Source organism: Providencia alcalifaciens DSM 30120, assembly GCF_000173415.1.
In the GTDB taxonomy this organism is placed as follows: domain Bacteria; phylum Pseudomonadota; class Gammaproteobacteria; order Enterobacterales; family Enterobacteriaceae; genus Providencia; species Providencia alcalifaciens.
In genome coordinates this window covers 143,943-163,857 of the sequence record NZ_ABXW01000053.1, presented here as the reverse complement: position 1 = coordinate 163,857, position 19,915 = coordinate 143,943, and the positions used below count along the sequence as shown (strand labels likewise).

Genomic DNA, 19,915 nt, shown 5'->3' with positions numbered 1-19,915 from the left:
ATTAGGAATATCGCCATGAATTATTTTCGAATTTATTATGGATTACCGCTTTCTGGCTTATTACACGGCACCATTATTTATTTCTGTTTTTTTACAGTCAATTCATTGTCATTCAAAATGACAGCACCGTTAATTTCGCCAGTGGTGACCGTCGCGTTAACTCAGTTTTTAGTTGAGCAGCAAGTGAGTGTCCCCCAAGAAAGCCAATCGGTAACTGGAGATGAACTCAATACCATCGAGGAGTTTGAGTACGCGAATATCAAGGTCAGTAAGCAGCGTAACCATCAAGATAATGCCTCAAATAACGTCGCTGATAAAACACCCAATGAAGTGAAATCTAAAAAGCGTAATCCTGTAAAAAATAAAGCTAAACCAGAAGAAAAAGCCAAGAAAGACAGTTCTCGGGATGATTTGCAAACCCAAAGAGCAAAAGAAGGAGAAAGCAAAGCAAATTCTTTAGCTGCAGGGCAGCAAGGTGACCTCGCTCATTTTTCTGATGGCGAAAATAACATCAATGCCAAACAGCGCTATTTAGACCAGATCAAACGGGAAATTGATAGCCACAAACAGTACCCGCGACGAGCACGCAAAATGCGTATGCAAGGGGATATTCAAGTTCAGTTTGATGTCACAGAGAAAGGTGAATTGGTCAATACGAAAGTGCTGGATTCAGAAATGAGCCCATTTTTTGAACAGGCGATATTAGATGCAATTAAGCGTTGCAAACCTTTGGGTAAACCACCAGAGGATATGAACAGGCAGTTGAAATTAGAGATTAATTTTAAATTAGATTAGAAAAATGAGGTAAAAATCAAGCCGCTATAGTGGTATAGCGGCATTGTACAATATTACTGTTCTGCTGGTTTTGTCTCTTTAACATCTTTACCTTCCTCTGCTTCAGGAAGAGTGACGTTTAATTCGAGAACAGAAATATCATCATCTTTTTGTTCAAATTGTACGGATAACATTTCTGGGTCAACTTGAACATACTTGCAAATAACTTGCAAAATATCTCGCTTCATATCAGCAAGATAAGCTGGCTCACTATCACCGCGGCGACGTTCAGCAACGATGATTTGCAGTCGCTCTTTTGCGATATTTGCTGTCGTCTTTTTTCTCGACAGAAAGAAATCCAATAAAGCCATTATTTATCCCCCAAATAGACGCTTTAAGAAGCCTTTTTTCTCTTCTTCAATGAAACGCATAGGGCGATCTTCACCTAAAATACGTTCTACACAGTCGCTATATGCTTGTCCTGCGTCAGAGTCAGAGTCCAGAATAACCGGTTCACCTTGGTTAGAAGAACGTAGAACAGATTGATCTTCTGGGATCACACCAATTAATGGAATGCACAGAATTTCTAGAACGTCTTCCATACTGAGCATGTCACCACGGGTTACGCGACCTGGGTTGTAGCGAGTCAGTAATAAGTGTTCCTTAATTGGGTCTTGACCTTTTTCTGCACGACGAGACTTAGACGATAAGATCCCTAAAATACGGTCTGAGTCGCGAACAGAAGAGACTTCTGGGTTGGTTGTGATGATGGCTTCATCAGCGAAATAAAGCGCCATTAATGCACCGCTTTCAATACCCGCGGGAGAATCACAAATAATAAAATCAAACGCCATTTCGTTGCTAAGTTCATCAAGAACTTTTTCAACACCTTCACGAGTCAGGGCGTCTTTATCACGAGTTTGTGATGCAGGCAGAATATAGAGGTTTTCAGTACGTTTATCTTTAATTAACGCCTGATTTAGAGTTGCATCACCTTGGATAACGTTGACGAAGTCATATACTACGCGACGTTCACACCCCATGATTAGGTCAAGGTTACGTAGACCGATATCGAAATCGATAACTACAGTTTTGTTCCCTTTTTGAGCTAGGCCGGTAGCTATGGCCGCGCTTGAAGTGGTTTTACCAACGCCACCTTTACCAGAAGTAACAACAATTATGCGTGCCATGAATAATTCCTTGTAAATAAGGTCTAATTTAAGTATTCAATATTAAGTTTGTTATCAACTAAACAAAGTTTAGCTGCTTTGGTGAGAAATTCAGTAGGTATTTGATCGCTCAACCAATACTCGCCTGCAATCGACACTAGCTCTGCCTGCAAATGAGTACAATAAATCTGGCTTTCCATATCTCCAGAGGCACCAGCAAGGGCTCGACCTCTCATAACACCATAGATATGAATATTACCATCTGCTAATAATTCTGCACCTGCACTAACATTACTTGTGACGATGAGATCACTATTTGGCGCATAAATGCGCTGACCTGAACGTACTGGAGTATTGATAATGCGAGTTTTGCGATAAGCAGATTCGATAGGGGCAGACTGAGGTGCAATATCAGATTTTGCAAAAGTGACGTCATCCGTTGATGGTTCTGGCGTTTTTTTGCTTTTACCTTCATTGAGTACGGGCAGTCCCGCTTCATTGATTTTTTGTCTTAATAGTGGGTCAGTGCAACCGCTAACGCCAACAATTCGAAGACCAGCAGAAACTATCGCCTTGTGAATACTGTACATATCCGCGTGATGCGTTAATTCTGCAACATTAATAACAACTGGGGCATTTTTAAGAAAATCAGGAGCCTGACTTACTTTGTCTTGCAGCGCTTTTTTGATGAGTTTAGGCTCTTCACTGTGTAAGTGAATGACTGAAAGAGTAAAACTGCTGCCTTTAAGTTCTATTGGCGATTGTGGCATCTATCTAGACTCAGCAAATTAAAATTTCCGAAACAATCCTCGGGTGAAGATACTCAGTAAAACAATAGCATGTTATAGTTACTGCATACTTCAAGCAAGCTTACGAACCAAGAAAAAGAGTTAAATATAATGATTTGTGCAATTTATAGAAGCCCGAACCGTGATCAAACTTATTTATATATCGAAAAAAAGATGATTTTTCACGCGTTCCTGAAGAACTCCTTAAACAGTTTGGCAAACCTCAGTTCTCAATGTTAATTTCGTTAGATAAACGTGAAAAGCTGGCTAATGCTGATATTGAGCGAGTTCGCGCTGATCTCAAAGACGTTGGTTATTACTTGCAATTCCCACCTCCGGTCGAGGATTTACTTTCTGAATACCGTGAACTAAACGACTAAGACAATTTAGGAAGATCCTTAAAAAGCCATTATCGTCAGGAGGATAAAAATGAAGCCAACGTTATTATATACATTAGTCGCTGGTCTACTTTTAGCAAGTTGCAGTGCGCCACATACTCAAACTACTGCAACCCATGCGAATGAAACGCGAACTCTGACAACGGCACAAGAGGCTGCGATTGAAAAAGAAATTATCGCATTGGATAAAGCATTTCCGATCGAACAACGAGAACCTTCCCAGTTTCCAGCGTATGTGGAGTTGTTGAAACAACATGCGATTGCTCAAGGTATTAAACAATCTACGATTGATCGTGGTTTCGCTAATATTTACTTCCTAGAACGTGTTGTAAAAGCGGATAAAGGGCAGCCTGAAAAGCGTGCTACAGTGACATTAGCAAGTTATCTAAAAAATGTTTTGCCACAATCTCGCATTAATATGGGGGTGGAAAAATATTATGAAAACCAAGTTGTTCTGAATGCCGTTAGCCAGAAATATGGTGTACCACCTCAATATATTGTTTCTTTATGGGGACTTGAAAGTGGTTTTGGTCGTTCACAAGGTAAAGAAGATGTCATTTCTGCTCTCGCAACACTCTCTTTCGAAGGTCGCCGCGAAGCTCTATTTAGTAAGCAATTATTGGCTGCATTGGAAATCATGGATAAAGGTTATATTCCTGAAGATCAACAGCTGAAAGGCTCATGGGCGGGTGCAATGGGTCAAAGCCAATTTATGCCAACATCTTATCTATCTTATGCAGCGGATGGTGATGGTGATGGCAAAATGGATATCTGGAATAATAAAGCGGATGTTTTTGCTTCTATTGCTAATTATTTATCAACGGAAGGATGGCAATCTGCATTACCATGGGGCTACCAAGTCTCTTTGCCCGCTGATTTTAACCGTCGTTTAGAAGGCGTTAAAACGGAACAAGGTAAAACAGTTCAGGAATGGGAACAGTTAGGCGTTAAACTACCTGCATTTTCCCGGTTATCACCAGAGATAAAAACTTGGGTGGTCATTCCCGATGATCCTGAAGGTCGAACTTTCTTAGTCACCCAAAACTTCCGCACGATTATGCATTGGAATCGTTCATATTATTTCGCATTAAGTGTTTGTATGATGGCGGATGGTATCGCTACAAAAATACAATAACGATAATAGGAGTTACCGATATGTATCAACATCGCGACTGGCAAGGTGCCTTATTAGATTTCCCTGCCAATAAAGTAGTTTGTGTGGGTAGTAACTATGCAAAACATATTAAAGAAATGGGGTCAGCATTACCGGAAGAGCCCGTTTTATTTATTAAACCTGAAACAGCACTGTGTGATGTAAACCAACCGATTGTGATCCCTAAAGATTTAGGTTCTGTCCATCATGAAGTAGAGATGGCTATTTTAATTGGTATGCCGCTAAAAAATGCGGATGAAGACCGAGTTGCCCGTGCAATAGCCGGTTATGCCGTTGCGCTTGATCTAACGCTGAGAGATTTACAAGCGAAATTTAAGAAAGCAGGGCAACCTTGGGAGAAAAGCAAAGCCTTTGATGGTTCTTGCCCGATTTCTGGTTTTATTCCTGTTAGTGGTACAAGTGACTTACAAAATATGTCATTGAGTTTAGAGATCAACGGCGAAGTTCGTCAGTCTGGATCGACTCGTGATATGATCACGCCAGTTTTACCGCTGATTAGCTATATGTCCCGCTTCTTTACCCTCCGTCCTGGCGACGTTATTTTAACAGGAACACCAGACGGTGTTGGTCCGCTGGTTTCTGGGGATATGTTAACGCTAACGATTAATGATAATTCACTGACCACTAGAGTCATTTAAGTATAGGATTTTGCAGTATTATGTCTCAGTTTTTCTGGCAGGTTAAAACCTTAGATGAAATGACCGATGAAGAGTGGGAATCGCTCTGTGATGGATGTGGGCAATGTTGTTTACACAAACTGATAGATGAAGATACCGATGAGATCTATTTCACTAATGTGGCTTGTAACCAATTAAATATTAAAACCTGTCAGTGCAAGCATTATGCAGATCGTTTCAAATATGAAGCAGATTGCATCAAACTGACACGGGACAATTTAGAAACATTTGCTTGGTTACCGAGCACCTGTGCCTATCGTTTGCTTATGGAAGGAAAATCACTTCCTGCATGGCATCCATTGAAAACAGGTTCAAAAGCTGCAATGCATAATGAAGGTATTTCTGTTCGCCACATTGCTGTACGAGAAATTGATGTGGTGGAATGGGAAGATCATATTATGAATCATCCTAATACTAGATAGCATTTTATTGTGCCCCCTCAAAAAGCCCGCTTAGTGCGGGTTTTTTATTAACTAAATGAATAGGGGATAGAAAATACGACAAATATTATATTTACCAGCCAATTAATCGACTTAATCAGAAAATAACGTCTTTGCTATATCAATCAGAATTAATAAGATATGCATGAAATGGATTTTGTTCATTAATGGTTTTAAAAATGTTAAATATTTATTAATATCAAATGTTCTAATATTCAACTCATCTAATGCATACACCTGAATTATTTAAACCATATTTCATATCTTGTTGAAATAAAATATTTTTTAAGCCATTTCTTTCAAATATCATCTTGCATTTTTGTTATCAATTTAATGAGTTGATGTGATTTAAATAGTACTATTATTAGCGTTATTGTCACGATTGTTCATGAATATACGGAGTAAAATACTTAGTCTTAAAATAGAATAGCACTTAGCTTTAAATGCTTTTTTGCCCAAAATCGATACATAAGGTAAATCATAAACACAAAATATGTGTTTTTAGGAATATTCCTAATATGTATTTTTCAGGCAATTTTTATAAATTTGGTCGAATTGATTGCCTTATATAATTTATTTATATATCAATAAGTTATAGATATTTTCCAAATCTTGAGGCAGATCAAGTTTTTGGCAAGAAAATACTACTTATTTAGTATTGTCAGATCAGAAATGATAATTTCCTCTAACATAGATTCATGTCCCGATACTCTTAAATAGACTAAATCATTAAAGCCTAATTAAATAATGTAAGCATTATCTTGCGGTTTTTATGATTTTTTATCACAAATCTCTTGTCCTATTCATTAACGTGTTTTCCTAATTGTCACTATAGCGAAATTACAACCTAATAACTTTCGATTTCACGAATTTTTATCCTTACTTATAGCGCAATAAAGTTATAGATAATTCATTTACACCAATAGAGAGTGAATTGAGTCTTGGAATAATAATTCGATATTTAATTTTATTTATTATTCGATGTTCCAATATGAACAACGGTATAATCAATAAGAAATATTTATGTTTTATGGATTTTTAACACGTATACAGGGATATTATTTTGTTACGAAACTACTAGAAAAAGTGTCTAAATGTAAATGAAGTCATAAAATTTAACTTACATCTCAAATTTAAAATTTTCACATAAATCTTTTAATTTATAAAAAACCAAAATATAACTCTAATTAAATTCGGCTAAATCTAACAAATTACTAATTCTAGCTCTAAATATGACTTATTGCGCGTAATTAATATATTGGCATTATCAATTAATAGATCAATTATAATAGATTCTATCTATCAAAATATTAATAAGCTAAGGTAAAAACGATTTAAGGATACTTAAGTTTTTATGTATGCTTTGCGGCGAATTAGAGGGTCAAATAGCTTGTCGGTTCAAAAATAGAATGTATTAAGTCATTCCCTGTGTGTGCGTTACAGCAATTCGCTGAAAATAAAAACATACTGACTTCTCGCTGTATTTTAATGCAGCAGGGTTCCGTTTTTGCTGTTACCAACAACTAAATAAAGACCACTTAATAATTTTTATAAGTAATAAATAAAAACTCATCTTAGGAATTGAAAATGAAAAAAGTTTTACTGACTGCTATCGCAGCAACAGTTCTTGGCTTAACAACAGCAAACGCAGCAACACCAGTTGGTGGTGGTCAAGTTAACTTCAACGGTAAAGTTATGGATGTTTCTTGTAACGTTTCCGTTGATGGTCAAGGTAGCGATGCTACTGTGTATTTAGCGCCGGTTTCTTTAAAAGAAGTTAAAGATGGTGGCTCCGATACAATTTTAAAACCAAAAACATTTGCTATCGAAATCAGTGATTGTGCACAAAGTGGTAAAGCTGTTTCTGATGTTTCCGGTTTAGGCGTACGCTGGACTGGTGGTAACTTAGCCGCTAACACAAAAGGTAGCTTAGCTAACACTGTAGTTAATGGTGCTAAAAACATTCAGTTAGCGCTATCTACTGATGGTAAAGCTGCAACTAAAATTTTCCCAGGTCAAACTAGCCAACCAAAAGCCACAGGTGAGTTAAACGGCAAAAATACACGTTTCACTTACTATGTTGGTTACACCACAAGTACTCCAGATGCAGTAAGCGCGGGTGAAATTCAAAGCTACGCGACCTACGAAATTACTTATAACTAATTTTTCAGTCAGTTTTTATCGGCATTTTCGATAAAAGCATGAGTTAGTAAGCGGTGGGTAAACTGCCGCTTTTTGCTTTGAGGCCCACATGAAAGCCATTCTATTTAGTCTTTGCTTACTGTCTAGCATGACGGCATTTGCAAATAATATTATCGTTAACGGTACACGCTTTATTTATCCTAGCGATGAAAAAGAAATTACAATTCAATTAAATAATACGGCTGATCGTCCTGCTATGGCTCAAGCATGGCTTGATAATGGTGATGCATCTGAAACACCCGACACCATTAAAACGCCTTTTCAACTCACACCCCCGATTTCCCGAATTGAAGCTAAAGGTGGACAAACTATCCGCATCAAATTGATGGATAAATCCGCCATTCCACAAGACCGAGAATCACTCTGGTGGCTTAACCTTTTAGATATTCCACCTATGGTCAAAAATAAAGCAGCAGAAAATCAAAATGTGCTGCAACTAGCGATTCGTTCTCGTTTTAAATTTTTCTATCGCCCATCAGGTTTAGGTAGCCGTGAACTTGCTCCTGAACAATTAGTGGTAAAAGCCGCTGGTAGCAGACTTAATATCGACAATCCGACGCCATACTTTATTACTATTACAAAAATTTCTGTTGATGGCTCTAGTACATTGAATGATAAGACGATTTTTTTAGATCCGAAAAGCCAGTCGACAGTAGAGCTTAAAAAAGCGCTGACGTCAGGAACAAAAATTATTATTAACAATATCAATGATTACGGCTCAGATGTAGCGGTAAAAACTACCGTTAAATAGGATTTGGAATGAAGCAGAGAGAGTTAAAATATAAATATTCCAACATACTCTCCGTGACGGGTTTAGTCACAGTCTGTGCTTTGCCGTCTTTTTATGCTTGGAGTGAAGAAGAAACCACGTATGAATTTAACAGTGGTTTTATTATCGGTAGCCAAGAGAATGTTGATTTTGACCGATTTAACACCACAGGGATTAGTCCAGGAAAGTATTCTGTTGACGTGTATACCAACGGTAGTTGGAAAGGGCGCTATGACCTTGATTTTGTAGCAAAAGAAAATGGTCAACTCGGCACCTGTTATACGCCTGCACTATTATCTGACCTTGGAATTAATGTTGAAAAATTTGCACCAGCTGCATCCCTTGATAGCAAAGAATGTCTCTTTTTGAATCAATGGAACAGTGAGGCTGATGTGAGCGATATATTTCACACCTCTACGCTACGTGTGGATATATCTGTACCGCAAATATATGAGCAAAAAATCCTCTCGAGGATATGTTTCAGAACAATTCTGGGAATCAGGGATCCCCGCATTAAACCTAGGTTATATGGGGAACTATTATGATAGCCATTCTAACGATAATAATAGTGCGAGTGCTTATCTTGGATTAAATGCTGGACTAAGCTATGACGGCTGGATGTTAAAGCATATTGGGAATTTAAGCTGGCAGCGTAAAGAGGGAGCGAGTTGGCATAGTAACCAAACGTATTTACAACGTCCTGTTGCCTCGCTCAAAGCAAAAGCAACTGCGGGTCAGTTTTATACCGACGGTGACATGTTTGATAGCATTAGTCTGCTAGGGGCTAGAATTGCCACCGATGACAGCATGTATCCCGATAGCATGAGTTCTTTTGTACCTGAAATTCGTGGAGTGGCACAGAGTAACGCATTAGTGACCGTTAGACAAAATGATGTGGTCATTTATCAAGCATCAGTTTCACCTGGACCCTTTAACCTGACGGATGTTTATCCCTCTGGTTACGGAAATGACCTTGTGGTGACAGTAAAAGAAGCTGATGGTAGCGAATCTTCATTTAGCGTACCTTACACCTCTTTGGCTCAATTATTACGCCCTGGCTATACCCGCTATCAGCTCTCGGGTGGTAAATCTGATGCTGAAGGCATTAGTAATCGACCGTTTATTATGCAAGGTACTCTGCAACACGGCTTAAATAATACCTTTACGCTGTATGGCGGTTTGACCGCATTTGATGATTATCAGGCTTATTTGCTCGGTGCAGGTGTGAATACGGTTATTGGTGCCGTTGCTGTGGATGTGACACAGTCAAGAACGGTGTTTAACCAAAAGACTGAGATGGGGCAAAGCTACCGTTTTACATTTAATAAACTATTTTCTGAAACAGATACCAACCTAGTCTTAGCGGCTTATCGTTATTCAACTGAAGATTACTTTAGCCTATCCAATGCACTGTATGCCATTGACTCAGATAAAAAAGGTATGAATAGCTCATTGGGTCGTGAAAAGAATGGTTTTAGCTACACGATTAACCAAAACTTGCCTTACGAGTTAGGAAGTTTCTATTTTACAGGACGTATTTCAAGTTATTGGAACCGCTCAGGTGTTGAAAAACAGTATCAACTAAATTACACCAATCAATATGACCGCGTCTCATACGGTGTTTCGTTTATGAGAGTCTATTCCGATAACACACAAAGAAGCCAAGATGACCGTGTAAGTTTAAACGTAAACTTCCCACTCTATTTTGGGGATAACCACTATACGACAATTACGTCCAACACCACGTTTAATAATGATAAATTTGGATCTTCTCAAGTGGGTGCTAACGGCTCATTTGATGCGGACAATAACTGGACTTACGGTTTAAACACTTCTGTAGAAAATGGTGGAAGCAGCAATTTTGCATTGAATACGGGCTACCAAACGCCAGTAGTGACGACCAATGCTAACTACAGCCAAGGTCAAGGCTATCGTCAATATGGCGCATCCGCGAATGGATCCATGATAGTGCATTCTGGCGGAGTGACTTTATCACCAAATACCTCATCGACCATCGCACTAATTGAAGCAAAAGGTGCGGAAGGTGCATCAGTGATGGGATCGCACAATACCAAGATTGATAGTCGTGGCTATGCGGTGGCGCCATATGTTCGACCATACCGTATTAATAATATCGATCTTGACCCGAAAGGTAGCCCTGAAGATATCGTATTCAGCAGTACTACGGCGCAAGTTGTACCGTATGAAGGCAGTGTTGTTAAAGTCGTTTTTGATACCAAAATTGAAAAAAATGAAGTGTACAACGTGATTCGAGCAGGTAATAAAACGCTACCATTTGGAGCCAATGTAGTTGATTCAAAAGGTGATTACATTGGTATTGTAGGGCAAGGTGGTACAGTATTTATCAGCAATAATGAATCAAAAATCGCGACAGTAAAATGGGAAGGCGGTGAATGTTCATTCCCATTAACGGCTGAAAATAGTCAGGAAAGTCTATGTCAATAATCAAAAAATGGCGCTGGCTAATTGGCGCAAGTGTACTTCTTACTACACAGTATGCGGCTGCACATATTACAGGCTGGGATCATTGCGACAGAAGTAGGCAGCCCACCTACCGACTAAATATGGATATGGGGAGAGTGGTGGTTGATGCCACTTTGCCTGTAGGTGGTGTTATCGCCAGTAAAACATGGCCACTGGATACAACAAACCGTACTTATCTAACCTGTTATGGGCGTAACGTGATTGACGCAGAAATCGTTATGCCTGGCTTACGAGATATAGGTGATAAGGTATACCAATCTAGCATACCGGGGATCGGTATGAAATTTGAAAGAACGGGTCAAGTGAGTATGGTTTACCCTAGCCAATATGTGGTTAACGGTGGTTGGAGTGGAACAAATTACTATTTAGCGGGTTCAACATTCACGTTGAAGTTAATTAAAACAGCGGAAGTTACTGGTTCAGGTACGATTGCAAGAGGCGAATATACGGAATATGGTTATCAAGGACGCTCAGACCCTATTTTGACGACATCGTTAAATGCGAATGCGATCACCATTGTTTCACCTTCATGCATTATTGAAAGTGGAAAACAACAGAATGTGTATCTCAATACGATTAAACGTTCTGATTTAACTGCAAGAGATCACACTACAGGTGCGAAAGATTTTGATATTGTCTTAAGATGTAGCGGTGGAACAACGGTATCGGGGCAGGCTGATATTAAGATGGATTTCAGTGCGAATAGATCAGTTAGTGCTGTTGAAGGCGTGTTAAAGAATGATGCAACAGGATCCAGCGCCGCACAAGGTGTTGGTATTCAGGTAATAGAAAGAAAAAGTTATGCACCAATCAATTTTGGCAAACCTTTTTATGTTGGTAAGCTGGCAAACTCCCAAGAAAAGATATTTACAATCGAGTTGATTGCCCGTTACTTTCAATTTGCCGATTCTATCTCTTCCGGTGAAGTAAGGTCGCATATGGTATTTAATGTGACTTACGATTAACAACAATTATGAATTAAGTTCATCTTAAAAAACGCCTATTTTATGAAATCATAGATAGGCATTTTTTGTTTCTAAATAATATTAATTATTAAGAGTGGTATGAGGTCTGATCTTATTTTTAGTATAGGGATGACATACTATTTATAGATGGCTAATAAGGCAAATACCCAGAAAGTTAATCTTGACCAATGAAGCTCAATAATTTCATTAACTTAAACTGGGTATTTTTAGATAATCAAAAAATGATTATTAAAGATGATGTTTAGATGGAACAATTACACTTTCTGCTGCGTATTGTAATTCTTTATTTGGAATATCAAATGCTAAACCATCGTTATTTTTTATTTCACTTTTATAACCATTAAAAAACCATTCTATAGGACACATTAAAATTTCAGAAATATCAAGTAGATGGTCAATTGGAATCTTGTTTACCCCATTTTCATAACGCGATATTTGCTGCTGACTTAAATGCAACCTATCGGCTAGGTTTGCGCCTGACAAACCCAGTTCTTTTCTCCGATTTTTTATTCTAAGCCCAATGACACTATGAATGTCCATATGACATACTCAACTTATTATTAAGGATATTATTAGTCGTTTACGCTAGATATTATATTAAAATACATACTACTTTAAAAGCTAATAATTAGAATTAATGTTAATTTCAATCATCATTTTTCATTTAATGATGCTCAAATTTAACAATGCATTCAATAATTGGCTTTAAGTTATTTTGAATATTTATAATAAAAATAACAATAAGAATATACCGCTAAAACAATACGGCTAAACCTGTTTATTCAGTAAAGCAAGTAACATGAGTTTTGTAGTTAAATTGTTTAAATTATTGATTCATTTGGTTAAAATGTTCCATTTTGAAACGTTACTTATATTCCTAATTTTTATTTTATATTTTTATTGGAACTATTAATTTTGTTTTTTTATTAAGTTTAAATATATTAAATTAATTTCAAAATAAAATTTAAATATGAAATCTAGCTTAATCAAAAAAAATAAAGTTGTACTTTAAAGCGTTGTGGGAAGATATTTTAGATTAAAAATAAAATGCGCAACACTATACTAAGTATAAATATAAAGTATACTTAAATGAAGTTTATTCGTTTTATCACTGAGTGTGTGAGGGTAACATGAAACTGTATATCTATGATCATTGTCCATTTTGTGTTCGTGCAAGAATGATTTTTGGTTTAAAAAAAGTTGCAGTAGAAGAGGTTATTTTGCTGGATAACGATATTGAAACCCCAACACGTATGATAGGGCGTAAAATGGTACCTATTCTACAAAAAGATGATGGTAGCTATTTACCCGAGAGTTTAGATATTGTGCGTTATATTGATCAATTAAGTGAACCTCGCTTAGCGATAGGGAATATTAATCCCGAGATTGATAATTGGTATAAAGCAGTTTCTTCGACGGTATCCAAATTAGTGACGCCACGTTTTACTGAATCTGAGTTTCCAGAAATAGCCACCGAGGAAGCTAAAGCCACGTATATTCAGCGTGTTAGCAAGTTCCATGGTGATGATCTATCCGTGTTGCGTAAAGAAACTCATACGTTATTAATTGAGTTAGAACCGTATCTGGATCTCTTAGATGTATGGTTGGAAAAACGTAACAAAGCGCTTGTTGATATTAATGATTTCATTATTTTCCCTGTATTGCGTAGCTTGAGTATTGTGAAGGAAATAGGATTCAGCACAGCAATTCATGATTATATGGACCGAACATCAAAAGCGACAGGAATTAATTTACTATTTAATCAAGCTAAGTAGTACATAAGCTTCTTGATAGAATAAGATAAAAAAACCGCCAAATTTCAAATGGCGGTTTTTTATTTTGCAATAAAGGCACAATTACTGCATATAATCACTCAAAGTATAAACAAGTTTATAATGCCCTTGCGTTAACATTAAATGATTTTTGGATAATGTTACTGTTGCGCCATTGGTCAGCATACGATTAATTAATACATCCCATCGTGAAAGATCTTCATCTACGCACTCTAATTCTGTTTTACTTAATGTTTTAACTTTCAATGTTGCATTATTGATTACACCCATTCCGTTAAAATCATTACACATTGAGGCAGAAACAAACATTTTTTCACCAAAAGAAATTGATGGGGTTGTTTGCTTTTTGGGAACCAGTCGTCCATCTACTTCAGTTAAGACAAAGTTATGATGCATCAATTGTTGCTCAAGAGATTGTTGGCTACTACCTGCCTTGACTTGATGAGTTTGGCAAGCTGCGAGCAACAATCCAAAGAGGGTTAGTGGGATCAGTCTTTTCATGATGCGTGATCCCGCTAGGGCTTAACAACATTCGGGCAGTTTTCGCCACGGCTGACTTGTTGAATATTGCTCAACGTTGTTAAGCTGATACTGGTTAACGCTTCTTCCGTCAAAAATGCTTGGTGCCCAGTAAATAATACGTTGTGGCAAGAGGACAGTCGGCGGAAGATATCATCTTGAATGACATCATTGGATTTATCCTCAAAGAACAAATCTCTTTCATTTTCATATACATCCATGCCTAATGCACCAATTTTTTGGGATTTTAGTGCATTAATAGCAGCCGCGGAGTCAACTAAAGCACCACGACTGGTATTGATAATCATGACGCCAGGTTTCATGCGATTAAAGGCATTTTCATCGAGTAAATGATGGTTTTCTGGGGTCAACGGGCAGTGTAGAGAAATAATGTCAGATTCTCTATAGAGGGTATCTAAATCGACATATTCTGCACCAATATCGAGAGCGACTTGGTTTGGGTAAGGGTCGTGAGCCAGCAAACGCATTCCAAACCCCTTCAAAATACGCAAGGTGGCTTGACCAATTTTACCTGTACCAATAATGCCCGCAGTGCGGTTGTGCATATTAAAGCCAGTTAAGCCTTCCAGCGAAAAGTTAGCATCGCGCGTGCGTTGATAAGCACGATGAATGCGACGATTCAGGCACAACATCATACCAACAGCATGTTCGGCGACGGCCTCAGGAGAATAAGCGGGAACTCGTACAACTTGAATACCTAATTCATTGGCGGCATCCAAATCTACATTGTTAAAACCTGCACAGCGCAAAGCAAGAATATGGATATCAAGAGCAGCAAGCTCTTCTAACACGGCACGGTTTGCTTCATCATTGACGAAAATACAAACAGCATCAGCGCCTACGGCGTTTTTAGCGGTTTGGACTGTTAATGGGAAATCAAAGTATTCAATATTAAAATTAAACTCTGACTGTTGGTTGACCTGTTCCATATGTTTTCGATCATACTGTTTGGTGCTATAGGAAACAATTTTCATCAGAGGAACTCCATAATGTATAGGAACCAATAAATGAGACACTGTAGGTAAAATAAACAAACCCACAAAAATATGCGTCCAGAATAAGACAAATAGTGATGTAAATCACCTTTAAATTAATAAAATATCTCTCTGTTTACGTTTGATTTTCGTTTACATATCCTGCTTAACAAATAAAGGTCTTTTTAGTGTTAAAATGCTGCAATTGTTAAGTTTTATTTTTTCCTTTTAAGGACTAGATAGATTTTAAAGAATAGAAAAGTTAAGGAGTTACGTGAAAATTTGCATTATTGGCATATCCGGGGCAGGGAAAACAAGGCTCGCCCAAAAGTTATTGGAAGAATTTAGTCTCCCTGCATATGGTTATGATGAAATTTATTGGGATAAAACCCAAACTGAGTACGTTAAAAAGACTCTGGGAACTATGAAGTCACTAATTTCGGAGATCAAATGTAAAGATAGCAGGATAATGGAAGGGTCTTATGACAAGTGTTTAGTGCCATTTTTCGCAGCTAATCCTATATTTGCCGAAAAAGTGAAGATTGTGCATGATACACAATCATATTTTCGTGAAATTACCAACCATGCCACATCGCATAATCACTAATAACTGATTGAAAATAATGTAGTAACAGAATGAACGGATAGGGTTAAGTTGTTCATTTCTGTTTTAAAAGATTAGAATATATTTATCTAAATAGAGAAGATTATTATGGAAATGACCTATATCGCTATGCAAGTTGTTGAGCTGCTCGTTCCAACGCATCCTTTCGCTTTGTTTTCATCCATTTCTTCAATGATCTTCATTGCCGCTTTATGAATATAGCTATGTTTAGAGAATATTCATGAAACGAGCGATAAAAATACTGCTTTTATTCTTAGGCGCTATGGTAGTGCTTCTGATGATTTTGTGGTCAACATTAACACGTTGGGCGCCTGTTGTAGCCAATCACTTTTTACCCAGCCCCGTGACGTTGTCACTTTCTGCACCCCATATTGTTGACCGGCAAATTCGATTTTCTCATGCGGAGTTAACGGCAACGGATTGTTCGCTCGTGACATTAACCAATATCTATATTTCTATTTTCCCTATCAGAATCAAGGCTGATGGGCTTGATATCAATGCCGAGTGTTTGAATCAGGTTAAAACGAGCGAAGAGCCGTCCAGCCCACCGGTGAATATGACTGATATATTGGATGCCATTCCTCAATTTTCACTGGTTATTGATAAAATTAATTTACGTTCTTGGGAACAGTATCAAGGTAGTTTGTGGTTGAGAAGCACGCCTGATTTTCCACTTATGCTTGATTATCAAAGTGAAAATTTACGCGTATCTTCTCTAGTCAATCAACAAAACCAGTTAATTATCAATCAATTTTCTGCAACCTTACCCCAAAGTCCATTAATGCTGGAACAGTTACAAGCACCAGATGTGCTTAAGCAGAAAGAGGAACCACAGCATATTGAATTAACGGCTCAGTTAACGTTACCGCTCACTAGCGATCAACTTCCCGAGGCGGGAGATATCGATGCTCAGTTTAAGCTTCTTGAATTAAATAAACTTTTGCAGACTAAACTGCACTGGCAGCAAGACCAAGGTTTACTCACTGTGATGGATGTCGAACAGCAACAAGAATTATTTCACCTTCCTTGGCACGTATCATCGTCCCAAGTCATTGTGACTGATGGACAGTGGCGCTGGAATGATGCTGACATTCCATTACATGGTGGGATTGCATTTCAGATTGATAACTGGAATCAAACTTGGAGTGAATTTGTCGTTTCAGGGCGGTTAAATATGCTAACTGATGCGAAAAAAGGTAAAGCAAATTTAGTTCTTACTGTTGAACCAAGCCGAATTAACCTTCTAGATGGCGACATTAATTTTAGGCTGAATGGTCAAGTTAAGTATGATGACATGGTGTTAGATATCAATTTACCCGCAAAAATTGCAGGTCAATTGGTTTCCCCTACAGTGGCATTTATGCCAGGCTCCTTAATGAGAGCCTATGGACGACTTTCCCCCACGATTTTGTTACGTGAAATACGATTCCCTCTCGCTGGAACGAGTTTAAATGCAGATGGGATCACCGGTCGTTTACAGGCTATTTTAAAAGTGAAAGAGCAATATTGGGGTGATTTTGATATTCATCTTGATGGTAGCGCGAATAAATTTAATATCGATCAAGGCAAATGGTTTTGGAATTATTGGGGAAATGCTCAATTACCTGCATTATCTGCACACTGGGATGTTAAAGGTAATGGTAGCTGGCAAGATACGCAATTGACACTCAATAGTTTAAATACAGGTTTCGACCAGATTAAATATGGTCTACTTTCGATGTCTGCACCTAGGCTTAAGCTCACATCACCATTAGTTTGGCAACGGGATCCGGCAAAAGCGAATTTTTACGGCGGATTACAGCTAACCAGTAATCGTATGTTATTTGGTTCTGAGAGTTATTTGCCTAAAATCACAGCTAATGCCGAGCTCAAAGGCACATCACCGGCAAGTTTTCAGCTAAAAGGGGACTTAAGTACCCGCCAAGTTGGACCTATTGTCATTTTTGGGCGTTGGGATGGAGAGCGTTTACGTGGTGAAGCGCGTTGGCCTGAACAGTCGGTAAAAGCATTTCAGACATTAATTCCGAAAGACCTTGGAATTGAATTGCGCGAAGGTAAACTTTTTTCTCAGGCTGCTTTTTCCATGACACCAGAAAATGGGTTTATTGCTGGTGGACATTGGCGAGTTCAAAATACCAGCTTATGGATGAAAGATGGCGAGCTAAATGGATTGGACTTTGTCCTACCGTGGAAATTACACAATAGCACTTGGACGTTAGGTGAGAAATCACCGGTTGAATTGCGTATTAAACACATCTCGAATTTATTTGAATTTACCAATGTTAAAGCTGATTTGTCAGGTATGTATCCCCCGACTGAGACGAATCCAATTCAATTAAGCAATGTTGGATTTAACATGCTAGGCGGTGAAATTAGCCTCGATATATTGCGTTGGCCACAAAATAAACCAGCGACAATTAGCGTTCACGAAGTGGAACTCAGTGAACTATTTACAAAACTAAAAGTTTCCCAATTTGCCGTTTCTGGGCGAGTAAACGGGGAATTACCGTTTTATTTGGATAATCCGGAATGGATAATTAAAGCGGGATGGATGGAAAATAGCGGACCACTTACATTGCGCTTGGATACCAATTTTGTGGAATCTATCGCGGCTGATAATATTTCAGCAGGCTCTGCAATTGGTTGGCTGCAATATCTTGAAATTCAACGTAGTCGCACCGATGTCAATGTCACGAATTTGGGATTACTCACTATGTCGACTATTCTAGAAGGGTATAACACCAAAGAAGCGAAAAAGCGTGAAGTACATTTAAATTATCAGCATGAAGAAAATATTTTTCAGTTGTGGCGCAGTCTGCGTTTTGGTAGTGGCTTAGAAGAATGGCTCGAAAAAAATCTATAAGAGATAAAAGGAATACTGTGAAAACATTAAAACTGATCATGATGATGACAATGGCTTCGTTATTAACAGCGTGTTTACGTGTTGAAGTCGCTACACCTGATAAGCCGATTAATATCAATATGAATGTCAAAATTGAACATGAAATTCAAATCAAAGCTGATAGGCAAGTCGAAGAGTTACTAAAAGAAAATAGTGATTTATTTGGTGAGGTGAAAGCGAAATGATGAATTGGTTTAAGGCGATCGCTTTATGTTCGACGCTAAGCGTATTCTCTGCATTTGCTCTGACGGTTGAAGAAGGGAAATCTCATGGGCTTGTTGGTGAAACATTGTCAGGGTATTTGGCAGTGATTGACCAAAATAGTGATAATGCAAAGCAGCTGGTTGAGCGTATTAATGCAGAAAGGAAAAATAGATACGCGGAAATTGCGGATAAAAACGGGCTTAAAACCAATGATGTCGCAAGAATCGCAGGGCAAAAGCTGGTAGACCGGGCGCCTACAGGAGAATATGTACGTGGTATTAATGGGCAATGGGTACAGAAAAAATAAAATGCGCACTAGGTTGTGCGCAATATAGTGACAAATAAGAATGCCTAGTTTAACGAGGCATTTTATTAGGCAATCAATGTATTCATATGTTCTCTGGCCTGAGAATGAGCATTCTCAACTGATTCAGCACCGAGTGCAGTACCTTCTGCAAAAATAAATTCAATATCTGTAATGCCAATAAAATTCAAGAATAACGTGATATAAGGCACCATAATATCCGTTGGTGTATCTTTATAAATTCCGCCACGACTTGTTAGTACATATGCACGTTTATTATTTAATAAACCGACAGAACCTTGCTCGGTATATTTAAAGGTATGCCCTGAGCGCGCGATAAAATCAAAATAGTGCTTCAGTTGAGAAGGCACTGAAAAATTGTACATAGGTGCCGTGATCACTAAAACATCACTTTGCTTAATCTCATCAATCAGTTGATTTGATAGGTCTAAAAGTGCTTGTTGCTGTGCTGTTTTAGTGTCAGTTGGCGCAAAAGCTGCTAAAATTTCGCCATCAATGGCAGGGATAGGCTGCTTAACTAAATCTCTAACGAGAAATTCATCAGTAGGATTTTTTTCTTTCCACTGTTGTACAAAATAATCGGCCATTTTGTTGCTGTGTGAGTAATCCGCCAGAATGCTGGATTTCAATAGTAATACTTTACTCATTATTTTCCTCAAAACTCATATGT

General features: G+C 38.1%; 19 protein-coding genes and 2 pseudogenes. 14 read left to right on the top strand and 7 right to left on the bottom strand.

All coding sequences use genetic code 11. The features are described from left to right. Positions 1–15 precede the first annotated feature (15 nt). Positions 16–795, top strand: a complete 780-nt coding sequence (locus PROVALCAL_RS13770; protein WP_117584519.1) for an energy transducer TonB — start codon at positions 16–18, stop codon at positions 793–795. A gap of 53 nt (positions 796–848) precedes the next feature. Here the strand turns inward: PROVALCAL_RS13770 and minE are convergent, their stop codons facing one another. From minE to minC, 3 genes are read right to left on the bottom strand one after another with little or no spacing between them, the layout of a single operon-like run. Then, positions 849–1,145, bottom strand: coding sequence for a cell division topological specificity factor MinE (minE, locus tag PROVALCAL_RS13765; protein ID WP_006659910.1), 297 nt, complete (start codon positions 1,143–1,145; stop codon positions 849–851). Between the two features lie 3 nt (positions 1,146–1,148). Beyond that, positions 1,149–1,964, bottom strand: coding sequence for a septum site-determining protein MinD (gene minD, locus PROVALCAL_RS13760; RefSeq protein WP_006659909.1), 816 nt, complete (start codon positions 1,962–1,964; stop codon positions 1,149–1,151). A gap of 23 nt (positions 1,965–1,987) precedes the next feature. Then, positions 1,988–2,713: a septum site-determining protein MinC gene (gene minC / locus PROVALCAL_RS13755; protein ID WP_006659908.1), complete on the bottom strand. Its 726-nt coding sequence runs from the start codon at positions 2,711–2,713 to the stop codon at positions 1,988–1,990. Positions 2,714–2,842: 129 nt separating this feature from the next. Here minC and PROVALCAL_RS13750 point away from each other — a divergent pair. The 8 genes and pseudogenes from PROVALCAL_RS13750 to PROVALCAL_RS13715 all read left to right on the top strand — a co-directional run bounded on the left by PROVALCAL_RS13750 (position 2,843) and on the right by PROVALCAL_RS13715 (position 11,861). Further along, positions 2,843–3,111: pseudogene (locus tag PROVALCAL_RS13750) on the top strand (YcgL domain-containing protein). Between the two features lie 49 nt (positions 3,112–3,160). Beyond that, complete coding sequence (locus PROVALCAL_RS13745) at positions 3,161–4,264, top strand: lytic murein transglycosylase (protein WP_006659906.1); 1,104 nt, start codon at positions 3,161–3,163, stop codon at positions 4,262–4,264. Positions 4,265–4,284: 20 nt separating this feature from the next. Continuing rightward, positions 4,285–4,941, top strand: coding sequence for a fumarylacetoacetate hydrolase family protein (locus PROVALCAL_RS13740; protein ID WP_006659905.1), 657 nt, complete (start codon positions 4,285–4,287; stop codon positions 4,939–4,941). Positions 4,942–4,961: 20 nt separating this feature from the next. Then, positions 4,962–5,402 carry a YcgN family cysteine cluster protein gene (locus tag PROVALCAL_RS13735; protein WP_006659904.1) on the top strand — a complete coding sequence of 147 codons (441 nt, stop codon included), beginning with the start codon at positions 4,962–4,964 and terminating at the stop codon, positions 5,400–5,402. A gap of 1,605 nt (positions 5,403–7,007) precedes the next feature. Beyond that, on the top strand, positions 7,008–7,583 hold the full coding sequence (locus PROVALCAL_RS13730; RefSeq protein ID WP_006659902.1) for a fimbrial protein: 576 nt from the start codon (positions 7,008–7,010) through the stop codon (positions 7,581–7,583). Positions 7,584–7,671: 88 nt separating this feature from the next. Further along, the gene (locus tag PROVALCAL_RS13725; protein WP_039862075.1) at positions 7,672–8,373 is read left to right on the top strand and encodes a fimbrial biogenesis chaperone; all 702 of its coding nucleotides are present in this window, start codon (positions 7,672–7,674) and stop codon (positions 8,371–8,373) included. An 8-nt stretch (positions 8,374–8,381) separates the two neighbouring features. Further along, positions 8,382–10,857, top strand: a pseudogene (locus tag PROVALCAL_RS13720) (fimbria/pilus outer membrane usher protein). Further along, positions 10,848–11,861: a fimbrial protein gene (locus PROVALCAL_RS13715; protein ID WP_006659898.1), complete on the top strand. Its 1,014-nt coding sequence runs from the start codon at positions 10,848–10,850 to the stop codon at positions 11,859–11,861. Before PROVALCAL_RS13720 ends, PROVALCAL_RS13715 begins: the two are co-directional and overlap by 10 nt. A gap of 249 nt (positions 11,862–12,110) precedes the next feature. On the opposite strand, the gene PROVALCAL_RS13710 is transcribed toward PROVALCAL_RS13715, so the two are convergent. Continuing rightward, on the bottom strand, positions 12,111–12,422 hold the full coding sequence (locus PROVALCAL_RS13710; protein ID WP_006659897.1) for a helix-turn-helix domain-containing protein: 312 nt from the start codon (positions 12,420–12,422) through the stop codon (positions 12,111–12,113). 590 nt (positions 12,423–13,012) lie between these two features. Between PROVALCAL_RS13710 and grxB the strand changes: the two genes are divergently transcribed. After that, positions 13,013–13,657 carry a glutaredoxin 2 gene (grxB, locus tag PROVALCAL_RS13705; protein ID WP_039862074.1) on the top strand — a complete coding sequence of 215 codons (645 nt, stop codon included), beginning with the start codon at positions 13,013–13,015 and terminating at the stop codon, positions 13,655–13,657. Positions 13,658–13,738: 81 nt separating this feature from the next. Here grxB and PROVALCAL_RS13700 read toward each other — a convergent pair whose 3' ends face one another. Then, positions 13,739–14,176, bottom strand: coding sequence for an META domain-containing protein (locus PROVALCAL_RS13700; RefSeq protein WP_006659895.1), 438 nt, complete (start codon positions 14,174–14,176; stop codon positions 13,739–13,741). 14 nt (positions 14,177–14,190) lie between these two features. Continuing rightward, positions 14,191–15,189 carry a 2-hydroxyacid dehydrogenase gene (locus tag PROVALCAL_RS13695; protein WP_006659894.1) on the bottom strand — a complete coding sequence of 333 codons (999 nt, stop codon included), beginning with the start codon at positions 15,187–15,189 and terminating at the stop codon, positions 14,191–14,193. Positions 15,190–15,463: 274 nt separating this feature from the next. Here PROVALCAL_RS13695 and PROVALCAL_RS13690 point away from each other — a divergent pair, with 274 nt between their 5' ends. The 4 genes from PROVALCAL_RS13690 (at position 15,464) to PROVALCAL_RS13675 (ending at position 19,227) form a co-directional block, all read left to right on the top strand. Next, positions 15,464–15,796: a P-loop NTPase family protein gene (locus PROVALCAL_RS13690; RefSeq protein WP_006659893.1), complete on the top strand. Its 333-nt coding sequence runs from the start codon at positions 15,464–15,466 to the stop codon at positions 15,794–15,796. Positions 15,797–16,034: 238 nt separating this feature from the next. Continuing rightward, a complete protein-coding gene (locus PROVALCAL_RS13685) occupies positions 16,035–18,677 on the top strand; it encodes a YdbH family protein (protein WP_006659892.1) in 2,643 nt (880 codons plus the stop codon). Positions 18,678–18,715: 38 nt separating this feature from the next. After that, positions 18,716–18,901, top strand: a complete 186-nt coding sequence (locus PROVALCAL_RS13680) for a YnbE family lipoprotein (RefSeq protein ID WP_036963819.1) — start codon at positions 18,716–18,718, stop codon at positions 18,899–18,901. Then, entirely contained in the window at positions 18,898–19,227 is a 330-nt protein-coding gene (locus PROVALCAL_RS13675) for a YdbL family probable chaperone protein (RefSeq protein ID WP_006659890.1), read from the top strand. The genes PROVALCAL_RS13680 and PROVALCAL_RS13675 overlap by 4 nt, the downstream gene beginning before the upstream one ends. Before the next feature lie 65 nt (positions 19,228–19,292). On the opposite strand, the gene PROVALCAL_RS13670 is transcribed toward PROVALCAL_RS13675, so the two are convergent. Next, on the bottom strand, positions 19,293–19,892 hold the full coding sequence (locus PROVALCAL_RS13670) for an FMN-dependent NADH-azoreductase (RefSeq protein ID WP_006659889.1): 600 nt from the start codon (positions 19,890–19,892) through the stop codon (positions 19,293–19,295). Positions 19,893–19,915 lie beyond the last annotated feature (23 nt).